General features: G+C 65.9%; 14 protein-coding genes. 8 read left to right on the forward strand and 6 right to left on the reverse strand.

The annotated features are described in order from the left end of the window. Positions 1–47: 47 nt before the first annotated feature. The 5 genes from ACZK2G_RS14420 to ACZK2G_RS14440 all read right to left on the reverse strand — a co-directional run bounded on the left by ACZK2G_RS14420 (position 48) and on the right by ACZK2G_RS14440 (position 4,017). Positions 48–740, reverse strand: coding sequence for a DUF2058 domain-containing protein (locus tag ACZK2G_RS14420; protein WP_046982649.1), 693 nt, complete (start codon positions 738–740; stop codon positions 48–50). Positions 741–750: 10 nt separating this feature from the next. After that, on the reverse strand, positions 751–990 hold the full coding sequence (locus ACZK2G_RS14425) for a SlyX family protein (RefSeq protein ID WP_046982650.1): 240 nt from the start codon (positions 988–990) through the stop codon (positions 751–753). Continuing rightward, a complete protein-coding gene (locus ACZK2G_RS14430) occupies positions 983–2,332 on the reverse strand; it encodes a UDP-glucose dehydrogenase family protein (RefSeq protein ID WP_046982651.1) in 1,350 nt (449 codons plus the stop codon). The genes ACZK2G_RS14425 and ACZK2G_RS14430 overlap by 8 nt, the downstream gene beginning before the upstream one ends. A 23-nt stretch (positions 2,333–2,355) precedes the next feature. Further along, complete coding sequence (locus tag ACZK2G_RS14435; RefSeq protein ID WP_046982652.1) at positions 2,356–3,333, reverse strand: FKBP-type peptidyl-prolyl cis-trans isomerase; 978 nt, start codon at positions 3,331–3,333, stop codon at positions 2,356–2,358. Between the two features lie 96 nt (positions 3,334–3,429). Then, positions 3,430–4,017, reverse strand: coding sequence for a glutathione peroxidase (locus tag ACZK2G_RS14440; RefSeq protein WP_337302656.1), 588 nt, complete (start codon positions 4,015–4,017; stop codon positions 3,430–3,432). Positions 4,018–4,625: 608 nt separating this feature from the next. Here ACZK2G_RS14440 and ACZK2G_RS14445 point away from each other — a divergent pair. From ACZK2G_RS14445 to ACZK2G_RS14470, 6 genes are all read left to right on the forward strand, one after another. Then, a complete protein-coding gene (locus ACZK2G_RS14445) occupies positions 4,626–4,985 on the forward strand; it encodes a GntR family transcriptional regulator (protein WP_012511573.1) in 360 nt (119 codons plus the stop codon). Beyond that, positions 4,985–5,875 (forward strand): ABC transporter ATP-binding protein, encoded by an 891-nt coding sequence (locus ACZK2G_RS14450; protein ID WP_136640066.1) that lies wholly within the window; start codon positions 4,985–4,987, stop codon positions 5,873–5,875. Before ACZK2G_RS14445 ends, ACZK2G_RS14450 begins: the two co-directional genes overlap by 1 nt. Beyond that, the gene (locus ACZK2G_RS14455; RefSeq protein WP_046987454.1) at positions 5,872–6,894 is read left to right on the forward strand and encodes an ABC-2 transporter permease; all 1,023 of its coding nucleotides are present in this window, start codon (positions 5,872–5,874) and stop codon (positions 6,892–6,894) included. Before ACZK2G_RS14450 ends, ACZK2G_RS14455 begins: the two co-directional genes overlap by 4 nt. Positions 6,895–6,919: 25 nt before the next feature. Further along, entirely contained in the window at positions 6,920–7,807 is an 888-nt protein-coding gene (locus ACZK2G_RS14460; RefSeq protein WP_046987455.1) for a DUF4097 family beta strand repeat-containing protein, read from the forward strand. A 30-nt stretch (positions 7,808–7,837) separates the two neighbouring features. Further along, positions 7,838–8,455 (forward strand): YggN family protein, encoded by a 618-nt coding sequence (locus tag ACZK2G_RS14465; protein WP_046987456.1) that lies wholly within the window; start codon positions 7,838–7,840, stop codon positions 8,453–8,455. 105 nt (positions 8,456–8,560) lie between these two features. Then, positions 8,561–8,986, forward strand: coding sequence for a hypothetical protein (locus tag ACZK2G_RS14470; RefSeq protein WP_478473679.1), 426 nt, complete (start codon positions 8,561–8,563; stop codon positions 8,984–8,986). A 53-nt stretch (positions 8,987–9,039) separates the two neighbouring features. Here ACZK2G_RS14470 and ACZK2G_RS14475 read toward each other — a convergent pair whose 3' ends face one another. Further along, the gene (locus tag ACZK2G_RS14475; protein WP_136640067.1) at positions 9,040–10,467 is read right to left on the reverse strand and encodes a class II fumarate hydratase; all 1,428 of its coding nucleotides are present in this window, start codon (positions 10,465–10,467) and stop codon (positions 9,040–9,042) included. Between the two features lie 293 nt (positions 10,468–10,760). Between ACZK2G_RS14475 and purB the strand changes: the two genes are divergently transcribed. Together purB and ACZK2G_RS14485 are read left to right on the forward strand one after the other, a co-directional pair. Continuing rightward, positions 10,761–12,128, forward strand: a complete 1,368-nt coding sequence (gene purB, locus ACZK2G_RS14480) for an adenylosuccinate lyase (RefSeq protein WP_478473681.1) — start codon at positions 10,761–10,763, stop codon at positions 12,126–12,128. A 726-nt stretch (positions 12,129–12,854) separates the two neighbouring features. Beyond that, positions 12,855–14,270 carry a ribosomal protein uL16 3-hydroxylase gene (locus ACZK2G_RS14485; RefSeq protein ID WP_478473683.1) on the forward strand — a complete coding sequence of 472 codons (1,416 nt, stop codon included), beginning with the start codon at positions 12,855–12,857 and terminating at the stop codon, positions 14,268–14,270. Positions 14,271–14,272 lie beyond the last annotated feature (2 nt).

Below are 14,272 nucleotides of genomic sequence, written 5' to 3' on the forward strand. Positions count from 1 at the left end.
CTTTCCCCACAACCGCGGAGGCAGCGCCATCCGCGGTGGTTGCGTCCTTACCAGACCAGGTCGTCCGGCACCTGGAACTGCGGGTCGGCGTATGGATCTTCCTCGGCCGGCGCGTTCGGATCGACCTTCAGCGCCACCGACGCGGCAAACACTGCCTCGGACTGCGCCAGCACTTCGGCGGTGACCAGCAGGTAGCGGCCATTGAGCTGGACCACGCCCAGTTCACCTGCATTGAGCGCAGTCAGCTGCTCGGCAGTCACGTAGATGCGCTTGATCTTGCCGCCATACGGGAAGTGGCGGGCAATGTCGGCATCCTCGGCATTCAGGCCCTTGTCCTTCAGCAGCTCTTCCAGCTTGGCCTTCGCCTCGCGGCGCACGCGCGCTTCTTCCTGCTTCAGGCGCTCTGCCTGGATCCGTTCTTCCTTTTCCTTCTGCGCACGGATGGCGTAGGCCTTGGCCAGATCCATCTCTTCGGCACTGCGCGGCTTGCGCGGGCCCTGCTGCCCCTGGCCCTGGCCACGCGCCTGGCCGCCGGGCTTGCCGGCTCCAGCGTGGTGACCATGGCCACGGCGCTCGCCGGGCTTGTGCTCGCCCTTGCCTGCACCCTGCGGCTTTCCATTGCCATTGCCGCCCTTGCCCTGTGGGCGGCCGTCACGGCGAGGGCCATCATTCTTGCGCTCGGGCTTGGGCGCCGGCTTGAAGCCCAGGCCCATCAGCTGGTCGCGGAGGGTATCGCTCATAGAGTTCGGATCAGTAGTGCGGCGGCGGCGGTTCGCTCGCCGGATCGGAAGAATTCAGTGCGTTGCGGACCTTGCCCAGGTCTTCCAGCAGCACGCGCAGCACGTCGGCGTTGCGCATGCCCTGCATGCGGGCATCAGCCAGCGCATCGCTCAGTTCGGCAAGCGCCTGTTCCTGGAAGGACACGCGCATTTCAAGCTCGACCAGGCGCGCTTCCAGCGCCTGCTCACGTTCGGTCGGCAGCTCAGACATGCAGCGAACGCCCCCGGCCGATACCGTAGTACGCCAGGCCTGCGGCTTCCACCTCGGCCGGCTCGTACAGATTGCGGCCATCGAACACCGCCGCGTCCTTCAGCTGCTCGCGCAGCTTCTGGAAATCGGGGCTGCGGAACTGCTTCCATTCGGTCACCACGACCAGTGCGTCGGCACCCTGCAGCGCTTCATCAGCGCTGTTGCAGAACACCAGGTCGTCGCGCTCGCCGAAGATGCGCTGCGATTCATGCATCGCTTCCGGGTCATATGCACGCACCGTCGCGCCACCTTCCCACAGCTGCGCAAGCAGGCGACGGCTGGAGGCTTCGCGCATGTCGTCGGTGTTCGGCTTGAAGGCCAGGCCCCACACGGCAAACGTCTTGCCGCGCACGCCTTCGTCCTCGCCCTTGTCATAGTGGCGCTGGATGAGGGCGAACAGATGGCCCTTCTGTGCATCGTTGACCGCTTCCACCGCGTTCAGCAGCTTCGGCTCGAGGCCGTACTGCTGCGCGGTGCGGGCCAGCGCCTGCACATCCTTGGGGAAGCACGAGCCGCCATAGCCGGCGCCCGGATAGATGAAATGCCAACCGATGCGCGGGTCCGAACCGATGCCCTGGCGGACCTGCTCGACATCTGCACCGACACGCTCGGCGATGTTGGCGATTTCGTTCATGAACGAAATCTTGGTCGCCAGCATCGCGTTGGCCGCGTACTTGGTCAGTTCGGCCGAACGTACGTCCATTTCCACCACACGGTCGTGGTTGCGGTTGAACGGCGCATACAGACGGCGCATGACCGCCACCGATTCTTCGCTGGTCGCACCGATGATGATGCGGTCCGGGCGCATGCAGTCGGCAACCGCATCGCCTTCCTTCAGGAACTCCGGGTTGGACACCACGTCGAAGGCGATGTCCGCATTGCGCGCAGCCAACTCTTCGGCAATGGCCGCGCGCACCTTGTCGGCGGTGCCGACCGGCACCGTCGACTTGTTGACCACCACGGTCGGCACACTCATGTGCCGGCCGATGGTGCGGGCCACGGCCAGCACGTACTGCAGATCGGCGCTGCCATCCTCGTCCGGTGGCGTGCCTACGGCGATGAAAACGACCTGGCCATGGTCGATGGCGGCCGCGGCATCGGTGGTGAATGCCAGCCGCAAGGCGGCATGGTTGGCCTTCACCATGGGCTCCAGGCCCGGCTCGTAGATCGGGATGATGCCCTGGTTGAGGCCATCCACTTTGGCCTGGTCGATATCGACGCAGACCACCTGATGACCCACATCGGCCAGGCAGGTACCGGTTACCAGTCCAACGTAGCCGGTACCAAAAATCGCAACGCGCATATCCGTATTCGCTCCTGGATGACTTACGGCAGGACGCCCAGCAGCTCGACGTCGAAGGTCAGAGTTGCGTTCGGGCCGATCGGGCCACCCGGGGTGCCGTTTTCGCCATAGGCCAGGTTGCCCGGGATCCAGAAGCGGTATTTCGAGCCGACCGGCATCAGCGCGACGCCCTCGGTCCAGCCCTTGATCACCTGGTCCAGACCGAACTCGGCCGGCTGGCGGCCGTAGGAGCTGTCGAACACGGTACCGTTGAGCAGCTTGCCTTCGTAGTTCACGCGCACCTTGCTGCTCGGCAGCGGGCGCTCGCCGCTACCCGGGCGGATCACCTGGTACTGCAGGCCCGAGGCGGTGGTCACCACGCCCGGCTGGGTCTTGTTCTTGGACATGAACGCATTGCCTTCCTCGCGGTTGGTCTGCGCGGCGGCGGCGGCCTTGGCCTGCATTTCGGCCTGCTTGGCACCCATGAACGACTGGATGGTGGCGGTCGCGTCAGCTTCCGTCATCTTCGGCTGGCCCTTGCTCAGGCCGGTGCTGATCGCGTCAAACAGCGAGGCGACGTCGATGTCGTCCTTCAGCTGCGCCAGCGACGGACCGACCGAATAGGAACCGATCATCTGCGACACCTTGACGCGGTCCACTTTCGCCGGCTGCGAGCCCGGCGCCATGCCCGGCACCTGCTGGCCGCTGCGGGCCATCACCACCTGGCGCAGTGCGGCATCGGTGGCCTTGGCCTGTTCCTGGGTGATCTGGGGCTGCAGGCCTTCGAAGGAGCGCTCCACGGCGGTGCGCAGGGCAGCTACGTCAATCTCATCGGCAATCGGAGTGAACGACTTGGCCACGTCCAGGCCAATGGCGTAGCCGAGCTTCTGCTTGGGGGAATTCAAGGTTGCGGTCTCCTTGGCGGCTGCGGGGGCAGCCGGTTGTTGCGACAGAGCGACACCCGAAGTGCCCATTGCCAGAATCAGAACCGACGCCGCGGCGCCGCGCATTCCCATCTTCATTCGCTGCATTCCTGAAAGTGTCCGGGCGCCGACGTCGGCGCGAAAAGAGTCATTGTCGCACGCATGCCGTCGATGTCGAGGCATACATGCCGGATATCAATGCGTGGCGGTAGCGGCCAGCGCCTTGTCGATGGCGGCGGTGAGCTGTGCATCATCCGGCGTCACCTTGCTGGCGAACTGGGCGATGACCTTGCCATCGCGGCCGACCAGGTATTTGTGGAAGTTCCAGGCCGGGGCTACGCCGGTGGCTGCGGCAAGGCGCTGATAAAGCGGCGTTGCCTGCTCCCCCACCACATGCACCTTCTCGAACATCGGGAACTTGACGCCGTAGGTCAGGGTGCAGAAATCCTGGATCTGCTTCTCGTCGCCCGGCTCCTGGCCCTTGAAATCATTGGACGGGAAGCCAAGCACCGCGAAGCCACGCCCCGCATAGCGCTTCTGCAGCGCTTCCAGCCCTTCGTACTGCGGGGTATAGCCGCACTTGCTGGCGGTGTTGACCACCAGCAGCACCTGCCCGTGGTAGCGCTGCTGCAGGTTGACCTGCTGCTTGCCGGCCAGCGGCCGGTAATCCAGGTCGAGCAGATCGGCAGCAAGGGCACTGCCGGAACCAGCAGCGCCGGCCACCATCAGGACCAGCAGGTACAGACCGCGCAGGCGGCGCGGGGAAACAGTCGGCAGGGGCATCAGGAGCGGTCCGCGGTAGCCATTCAACAGGGGCCCGGCCAGCACCGGCCGGGGATCGGCCGAACTATAGCACCGGGCTCCGGCGCCCCTGATGGCACAGGCCCACCCGGGCTTTGCGCGGCGTGGCGAATGCGCCGCCCGGGCGCGATCGACGGCGCAGTGATGACATAGCATGGACATCACTGAATGCAAGGCGGATGTGGACTGCCCCCTGCGACAGTTTTATTTCTCTTTTAAATCAATTGAATAAAGGGATATTTCAGCAATCTGACCACCCCTGCCATCAGTTGGGGACGGTAGGGGGTTGCACGTAGGCGTGCCGGTGTTATAGTTGCATACAACACCAGTCACCTGAGACAGGGGGAAGCCATGAACGTCCGGATACGTCGCAACCTCACCGCACCCGCGGCCGCTGCCGTTTCGACCCTGATCGTGCTGGCCTGGCTGGCCGCGCCAACCTCCCCCGCCTCAACCGATAGTGCGCAGGACGCGACCGCTTCACCGGCAGGCAATGCTGCCCCCTCCCCCTCCCCCCCGCGTCGGCTGCACAGCTCCCTGTCCATGCCGTACTTCTCGTTCGCCCAGCCGCTGACCCCACGGAGCTGAATATGAGCGACATCCAGTGGAGCGACGGTGCTCCCATCTACCGTCAGTTGAAGGAGCGCGTGATCGCCATGATGCTCGACGGAATCCTCAAGCCGGGCGATGCCCTGCCTTCGGTGCGCCAGGTGGCCGCCGACTACCAGCTCAACCCCATCACCGTTTCGCGCGCTTACCAGGAACTGGCCGACGAAGGCTTGGTCGAAAAGCGCCGCGGGCTGGGCATGTTCATGACCGAACAGGCGGCCACGCAGCTGCGCAGCAGCGAACGCGAACGCTTTCTCAATGAAGAATGGCCAGCGGTCCTGGAGCGCATCCAGCGCCTGGGCCTGAGCCTCGACGAATTGCTGCCCCAGGGGAAATTCTGATGAATGCCAGTCCCACTACTGCTGCACCCGGCGATGCCGTCATCACCGCCAAAGGCCTGCGCAAGGCCTACAAGACCACCGTCGCCCTCGACAACGCCAGCTTCAGCATTCCGAGCGGGCGCATCATCGGCCTGATCGGTCCCAACGGCGCCGGCAAGACCACCGCCCTGAAGGCCATCCTCGGCCTGACCTCGGTGGAAGGCGAGCTGAGCGTGCTCGGCCGCGATCCGCGGCTGCACCGCGATGAGCTGATGAACGACATCTGTTTCATCGCCGACGTGGCCGTGCTGCCGCGCTGGTTGAAGGTCCGTGAGGCGATCGATTTCGTTGCCGGCGTCCATCCGCGCTTTGACCGCGCCCGCTGTGAGCGCTTCCTGGCCAACACCAAGCTGCAGCCGAAGCAGCGCGTGCGCGAACTGTCCAAGGGCATGATCGTACAGCTGCACCTGGCGCTGGTGATGGCCATCGACGCCCGTATCCTGGTGCTGGACGAGCCCACCCTGGGCCTGGACATCCTGTACCGCAAGGAGTTCTACCAGCGCCTGCTGGAAGACTACTTCGACGAGCAGAAGACCATCATCGTCACCACCCACCAGGTGGAAGAGATCGAACACATCCTCAGCGACGTGATGTTCATCCGTGACGGCCGCATCGTGCTTGATGCGGAAATGGACGAAGTCGGGCGGCGCTACACCGAACTGCTGGTCAACGCCGACCAGCTGGACACCGCGCGCGCCCTGAAGCCGATCGACGAACGCAGCCTGACGTTCGGCAAGACCGTGATGCTGTTCGATGGCGTGCCGCGCTCCCAGCTTTCCACCCTTGGCGAGACCCGCAGCCCGGGCCTGGCCGACCTGTTCGTCGCCATCATGAAGGGGACCTACGCATGAATGCCGTCAACCACCCCGTCAGCCCACTGGGTACGCTGCGCTGGCTGCTCAAGCGCGAGTATTGGGAAAACCGCGGCGGATTCCTGTATGCCCCGCTGATCGCCGGCCTGATTTCGCTGGTGATGAGTACCGTCGGCATCGCCTTCGGCCTGTTCGCGCTGAACCGTGCGGCGCGTAACGGCGCGCTGCATGTCGATGGCGAAAGCGTGAACGTCAACGGCCTGGACCTGGCACTACTGACCCGCAACATCGACAGCAAGGACCTCACCGACCTCGGCAACGGCCTCGACCTGACCCTGGTGCTCAGCTCGGCATGGCCGTTCCTGGTGCTGGCCTTCGTGGTGTTCTTCTACTGCCTGGGCGCCCTGTACGACGACCGCCGCGACCGCAGCATCCTGTTCTGGAAGTCCTTGCCGCTGTCGGACACGCAGACCGTGTTGTCCAAGGTGATCAGTGCACTGGTGGTGGCACCGCTGATCGCGGTGATCGCCGGCATCATCACCATGTTCGGCTTCATGCTGATCATCAGCATCGTGGCCCTGATGCATGGTGGCAGCCCGATGACCCTGATCTGGGGTCCGGCCAGCCCGCTGACCCTGGCCGCCGGCCACCTGTCCTGGATTCCAGTCTATGCCCTGTGGGCATTGCCTACCGCCGGCTGGCTGCTGCTGTGCTCGGCCTGGGCCAAGAGCAAGCCGTTCCTGTGGGCGGTGATGCTGCCGCTGTTTGCCGGCGTCATCGTCAGCACCACCAAGATCATGCCGCTGTTCGGCCTGAGCACCGGCTGGTTCTGGCAGAACATCGTCGGCCGCCTGCTGCTGGGCGGCGTGCCGGGCATGGACCTGGTGTACCGCCTCAGCGCCGGTTCGCGCCGTGACCTGGATTCGGTGGTCAGCCTGATGTCCCCGGCTTCGCAGCTGAAGTCACTGGCGATGCCGGAACTGTGGATCGGGGCCGCCGTCGGTGCGTTCTTCATCTTCCTCGCCATCCGCCTGCGCAAGCGCGCCGGCGAGATCTGATTCCATCCACCCGGAGGCACCACCCATGCGTTCCCTGATCGCCTGTACCGCGTTGTTGCTGTTGCCGCTGTCGGCCCTTGCGACCGATGCACAGAACTGCAAGTTCACTGCTGCCCGCACGTTGAAGCTGGACGTGGCCGGTGCCAAGGCGGTGGTGTTCGAGGTCAACCAGCACGACCTGAAGGTCGTTGCCAGCGCCGGTGGTGGCCAGCTCGACGGCCGCGCCTGTGCCTCCAACCAGGAATGGCTGGACCAGCTGGTGCTGGACCAGCGCAAGGTGGGCGACAAGCTGGTGGTCAGCCTGCGTCGCGAGGGCCGCATCAGCAACATCAGCCTGGGCAACAGCTATGCCTGGCTGGATATCCGCGGCAGCGTGCCGGACAACCTGCCGCTGCAGGTCAAGGTCGGCTCGGGCGACGCCAGCGTTGAAAACGCGCAGTCGTTGAGCGTGGACGTTGGTTCCGGTGACGCCGCCGCCCGCGGCACCCGGGGCAGCATCCATGCCGCAGTGGGTTCGGGCGACCTCGACATCGACGGTGGCAGCTCGCTGAACCTGCTGTCGCTTGGCTCGGGCGACGTTACGGCGCGCAACATCGGCGGCGATGCCAGCACTGGCACGGTCGGCTCCGGTGACCTGAAGATCACCGACGTGCGTGGCAACGCGCGGCTGGACACCGTCGGCTCGGGCGACATCGAGTTCAAGCGCGTGCAGGGCAATGTCGAGGTGGGCGTGGTCGGCTCCGGCGGCGTCGACCTCACCGACATCGGCGGCAATGTGCACGTCCGCAGCCATGGCTCGGGCGACATCCAGGTCGATGGCGTGCGCGGCAGCCTGACCGTCGACCACAGCGGCAGCGGTGACGTCGGCCACCGCAATGTCAGCGGCAAGGTCACCCTGCCGCGCAACAAGTAACTTCCAGCCAACCGATCCCAGGGGAATACCATGAACCTGTTGCGCCTGCTGCCTGCCACCCTGTTGTGCCTGCCGCTGATCGCCTGTGGCGGCACCTCTTCCTCGCCTGACAAGACCGTCGGCAAGAGTGTTGCCGAGGCCACCAGCGGCGTCGGCGAGACCGTCAAGGACGCCATGAACGATGCCCGCAAGGACATCGCCCAGGGCAACATCAAGATCTCCGCCGACAAGCAGCCGCGCGCAGAAATCACCCCGGACGGCCACCTGCTGATCGCGGGCAAGGACGTCGCCGCCAATGACGCGCAGCGCCGCCAGTTGCTGGAGTACCGCGGCCACGTGGTCGCCATCGCGATGGACGGCATGGACGTCGGCCTGGCCGGTGCCAAGCTTGGTGCCAGTGCCGCCGGCGAGGCGCTGAAGGGCATCTTCAGCGGTGACAGCGAAGGCGTCGAGAAGCGCATCAACGCCGAAGCCGCCAAGATCGAGGCCCAGGCCAAGCGCATCTGCGACCGCCTGCCCGCGATGCTGGCCAGCCAGCAGGCGCTGGCGCGCGAACTGCCGGCATTCAAGCCCTACGCGACGATGGACCAGAGCGACGTGGACGACTGCGGCAAGGACACCGGCAAGGGCCACACCGTCAATCTCTGACTGCGGCAAATGAGCGCACCCGGCCGGCAGCGCGCAAGCGGCGCCGGCCGACGCTGCCTGCGCGGGCTTACAATGGCGGCCCCGGATGCACCCGATCAAACCGCCATGAAGAAACTGTTCCTGCTGCTGGCCGCCCTGCTCTGCCTGGGCCTGGTTGGCTGTGACAAGGATTACCGCAACCACCGCGCCGAGCGCGGCAAGCCCAAGATTTCCGTGAGCGAAGGCATGGTCACCGTGCGTCGCCCACCCGCGCCGAACATCATCATCCTCGCCGATGGCACGATGAAGATGGACGAAATCCAGATTCCGCTGGACGACGCGCAGAAGCAGATGCTGCAGACCATGTTCGGCAAACTGCAGGTACTGCGCCAGAACACTCTGGTGGCGGCCCCGGCCGATCCCAACATGCAGCCAGTGAAGATCCAGCCGCCCGAAGGCATGGAAGTGATTCCGTCCGATCTGATCCAGCGTATCCCCGAGTTCAAGGACTACACCGACACCTTCAGCAACATCGTCGCCGACCGTCGCTGAAAAAAACGCCGCCCGAGGGCGGCGTTTCTCATTGACCCGGTAGCACCGGTAGATCAACCGCCCGCGCCACCACCACCGGCCTGGATGCCACCGGCAGTCAGCGCGGTCGGATCCAGCAGGCGGCGCAGTTCGGCTTCGGCCAGGCCGCTGTCTTCCAGCGCCACGTCCAGCACCGGGCGCTGTTCCTTGTAGGCGCGCTTGGCGATCGCCGCAGCCTTCTCATAGCCGATGATCGGGTTCAGTGCGGTGACCAGGATCGGATTGCGTGCCAGCGCCTCGGCCACGCGGTCCTCGCGCACCTTCAGTCCGGCAATCGCGCTGTCGGCCAGCAGGGTGGACACATTGGCCAGCAGGCCGATGCCATCGAGCAGGTTCACCGCGATCAGCGGCAGGGTGACATTGAGCTGGAAGTTGCCGGTCTGGCCGGCCACGGTAATTGCAGTGTGGTGGCCGATCACCTGTGCACAGGCCATCACCGTCGCTTCCGGAATGACCGGATTGACCTTGCCCGGCATGATCGAGCTGCCCGGCTGCAGCGCCGGCAGTTCAATCTCGCCCAACCCGGCCAGCGGACCGGCGTTCATCCAGCGCAGGTCATTGGCGATCTTGATCAGTGCCACCGCCAGCGCATTGAGCTGGCCGGACAGCTCCACTGCATCGTCCTGCGCGGCCAGGCCTTCAAACTTGTTCTCGGCGCTGTCGAACTTGAAGCCCGTCTGCTGCTTCAGCGCCTTGGCCACCTGCGCGCCGAAACGCGGGTCGGCGTTGATACCGGTGCCGATGGCGGTGCCACCCAGCGGCAGCCGGCGCACGCGCTTGAGACTGTCTTCGATGCGCTCCTGGGCCGAGGCCAGCTGCGCCGACCATGCACCGAATTCCTGCTCGAAGGTGAGCGGCATCGCATCCATCAGGTGGGTACGGCCGGTCTTGACCACCTTGCGCAGGCTGCGGCCCTTCTTGTCCAGGGTCCTGCGCAGGTGTACCAGCGCCGGCAGCAGCTGCTCGTGCGTCGCAAGCACCGCCGACACGCGCAGTGCGGTCGGGATCACGTCGTTGGAGCTCTGCCCCTGGTTGACGTGGTCATTGGGGTGCACGGCGGTCTTGCCCGCCTTGCCGGCACGGTTGGCCAGGGTGGCAATGACCTCATTGGCATTCATGTTCGACGACGTGCCCGAGCCGGTCTGGTAGACGTCGATCGGGAAATGCGCGTCCCAGTTGCCGGCGGCCACTTCGGCGGCAGCGGACTGGATGGCCTTGGCCACGTTCTTCGGCAGATGGCCCAGCTCTGCGTTGACGCCCGCGGCGGCGCCCTTGACCAGGCCCAGCGCGCGGATGAAACCGCGCGGCATGCGCTGACCCGACACCGGGAAATTCTGCACGGCACGCTGGGTCTGTGCGCCCCACAGGGCGTCCGCAGGCACCTGCAGCTCGCCCATGCTGTCGTGTTCGATTCTGAAACCCTTGCTTGCAGCTTTGCTCATTGCATCAACTCCGCACTACTTCAGTTGGGGAAAGGGAAGCGGCGGCTGGCAGGGTGTCGCTTCCCGGGCTGGCGGCTGCGCCAACGATACTCCCTTGCCGGTGACACGGGATGACGGGGACGGGCCAGATCGTTTCATCCGCAGGGCCGTTGTGCGTGCGCAAGGGTAGTGCCGGCCGCTGGCCGGCAATCCATGGAAGCGTGGACCGGGCGTGGTTGCCGGCCAGCGGCCGGCATTACCTGACCGGCACGTCGTAGAATATGGCCCCCGCCGCTCGTCCCAGCCCTGCCGACATGTCCGATTCCGCCCTGCTCGCCCTGTCCCCGCTTGATGGCCGCTATGCCGGCAAGGTCGACGCCCTGCGCCCGATCTTCTCCGAGTACGGCCTGATCAAGGCCCGCATCACGGTCGAGGTGGAATGGCTGCTGGCCCTGGCCGCCGAGCCGGGCATCGTCGAGCTGGCCGCGTTCTCCGACGCTGCCATCGTCCGCCTGCGTGCACTGGCCAGCGGCTTCAGCCCGGCCCAGGCCGCGCGCGTGAAGGAGATCGAGCGCACCACCAACCATGACGTCAAGGCGGTGGAGTACTTCATCAAGGAACAGCTGAAGGACGATGCCGAGCTGGCGCCGGCGCTGGAGTTCGTGCATTTCGCCTGCACCAGCGAAGACATCAACAACCTCAGCTACGGCCTGATGCTGGAACAGGCCCGTCGCGAGGTGCTGCTGCCGACCCTGGACGGCATCGCCACTGCACTGCGCACGCTGGCCCATGCCCAGGCCGGCCAGCCGATGCTGTCGCGCACCCACGGCCAGACCGCCTCGCCGACCACGCTGGGCAAGGAGCTGGCCAACGTGGTCGCCCGCCTGGAGCGCCAGCGCAAGCAGATCGCCGCCGTCGAGCTGACCGGCAAGATCAACGGCGCGGTGGGCAACTACAACGCGCACATCGCCAGCTACCCGGACGTGGACTGGCCGGCCTTCGCCGAGCGCTTCGTGACCGGGCTGGGCCTGGTGTTCAACCCGTACACCACCCAGATCGAGCCGCACGACAACATCGCCGAGATCGGTGATGCCGCCCGCCGTGCCAACATCATCCTGATCGACCTGGCCCGCGACATCTGGGGCTACGTCTCGCTGGGCTATTTCAAGCAGCGCCTGAAGGAAGGCGAAGTCGGTTCGTCGACGATGCCGCACAAGGTCAACCCGATCGATTTCGAGAACGCCGAAGGCAACTTCGGCATCGCCAACGCGCTGTTCGAGCATTTCAGCGCGAAGCTGCCGATCAGCCGCTGGCAGCGTGACCTGACCGATTCCACCGTGCTGCGCGCGCTGGGCACCGCGTTCGGCCACAGCCAGGTGGCGCTGGATTCGCTGGCCAAGGGCCTGGGCAAGCTGGAAGTGAACCCGCAGCGCCTGGATGCCGATCTGGATGCGGCGTGGGAAGTGCTGGCCGAGGCCGTGCAGACGGTGATGCGCCGCCACGGGCTGCCGAACCCGTACGAGCAGCTGAAGGCACTGACCCGCGGCCAGGGCATCACCGCCGAGTCGATGCGTGCGTTCGTGCAGGGGCTGGAGCTGCCGGCGGATGCGAAGCAGCGCCTGCTGGAGATGACCCCGGGCAGCTACACCGGTCTGGCCGAGTCGCTGGCGAAGAAGATTTAAGGGGTTTCCTTGCGGCGGCGGCCGCGGGCGCTGCCTGCGGCAGGCTTTACTGCAACGGCAACAGCAACTGCAACGTCAAAGGCGGCTCTGGGTTATGCCGTGCTTGGCGGGGCGGGTTGGGTTCGCGGGGGACGCCGTGAACCCGTCCCTGGGGGCTTGGCCGCGGCATCCATGCCGCGGACACCCCCGCGAACCCAACCCGTCCCACCTCTGACAGATTCCCGGTGACGGATCGAAGAGCGTTGGGTTGTCGGGACGGAATTTTGAAAGAGGGACGCGGCTTCGCCGCGTCCCTCTTTCGTTTGTCCGATGGGGTCAGATCCCTTTTCCATCGGAAAAGGGATCTGACCCCACGAGCGCAGGAGCATGAGCAGGAGCAAGCGCAGCGCGCGACCCGCTTTTGCCTTGCTTTTCTTCTTCCATTCCGTGGCGGACCGCGCAGGAAACTGTCAGAGGCCGGGCGGGTGGGCTGCGCGGGGGCGTGAGCCGCATGGATGCGGCGACCGAGCTTACATGGACGTACTTGCAGCGTCCCCCGCGCAGCCCACCCGCCCGGCCAAGCGCGGCTTTTGATTCTGAACCACGCCGCCACGAGGGGCTCCGCCGTTGGCCGGACACCCCGCGACAAACCAGCACACGTGCGCAATCCCGTCGAACGTCGGACAATGGAGGCCTTGGCGGCCCGCCACGCCGCCCCTCCCGCTTTCCGCTGCAAGGAACTCCCCCATGGCCGCCCGCAAGTCCTCCTCCCCCCTGATCGAAGTCACCGCCCGCCGCGGCCAGCCGCTGGGCATGGCACCGGCCACCTTCCTGCGTGACTTCTGGCAGAAACGCCCGCTGCTGATCCGCAACGCCTTCCCGGATTTCCAGACCCCGGTGCAGCCGGAAGACCTGGCCGGGCTGGCCTGCGAAGAAGGCGTGCTGGCCCGCCTGATCGAGCATGACAAGACCCAGGACGGCTGGCGCGTGCGTACCGGCCCGTTCCAGGAAGAGATCTTCCCCGCCCTGCCCGACCGCGACTGGACCCTGCTGGTGCAGGACGTGGACAAGTGGGACAAGGACGTGCGCGCGCTGATCGAACACTTCAGCTTCCTGCCGCGCTGGCGCATGGATGATGTGATGATCAGCTTCGCCGCCACCGGTGGCTCGGTCGGCGCCCACGTCGACCAGTACGACGTGTTCCTGCTGCAGGCCCAGGGCCACCGTCGCTGGCAGATCGATGCCAATGAATCGATCAAGGGCAAGCAGCCGCCGCTGGGCTTCCGCCCCGACGTGGAGCTGAAGCTGCTGGAGGTGTTCAAGCCGACCCACGATTGGGTGCTGGCGCCGGGCGACATGCTGTACCTGCCGCCGAACGTGCCGCACCATGGCGTCGCCGAAGACCCCTGCCTGACCTTCTCGTTCGGCATGCGCGCGCCGTCCTCGGCCGAGCTGATCAGCGACTACCTCGACACCCTGATCGCCGATGCCGACGAGAACATCCGTTACCAGGATGCCGATCTGAAGGTGCCGGCCGACCCGAACGAAATCGATACCGTGGCGATGGCACGGGTGATCACCGCGCTCAACGCCATCCGCATGAACGACCCGGACAAGCTGGGCGACTGGTTCGGCCGCTTCATCACCACCTACCGTGCCGCCGGCGAAGTGATGCCCCACCAGGCTGCTCCGGCCCCGGAGGAAGTGGTCGAGGCGCTGGCCTCCGGACTGCTGCTGCAGCGCCACCCGTGGGCCCGCCTGGCCTGGCGGCGGGCCAAGCGTGGCGCCAGCCTGTATGTCAGCGGCCAGGACTTCGCGCTGCCGGTCAAGGACGCCCAGCGCCTTGCCGGTGCCGAACAGCTGGATGCCACCGCTTACCGCGGCCTGTCCGACAAGGGCCGCGCTGCGGTCCAGCAGCTGCTGGTCGGCGGTGTGTTCCAGCTGATCGACCCGAACGAGATGTATGAGGCCGAAGACGAGGATGACGATGAGGATGCCGTGGTGCTCGGCGAAGTCGTCGAAGGCCGTGACCGCGTGGATGTGATCGACGCCGACGCGGTGTCCGACGATGTCCACTCCGTGACCGTGCACGACGACGGCATCGAGGTCATCGTCAACTTTGAGGACGACGAGGAAGACGACAGCGACGACGGCCGCGGCTGAGC

It is taken from the genome of Stenotrophomonas sp. 107298_Sma, from assembly GCF_056480345.1.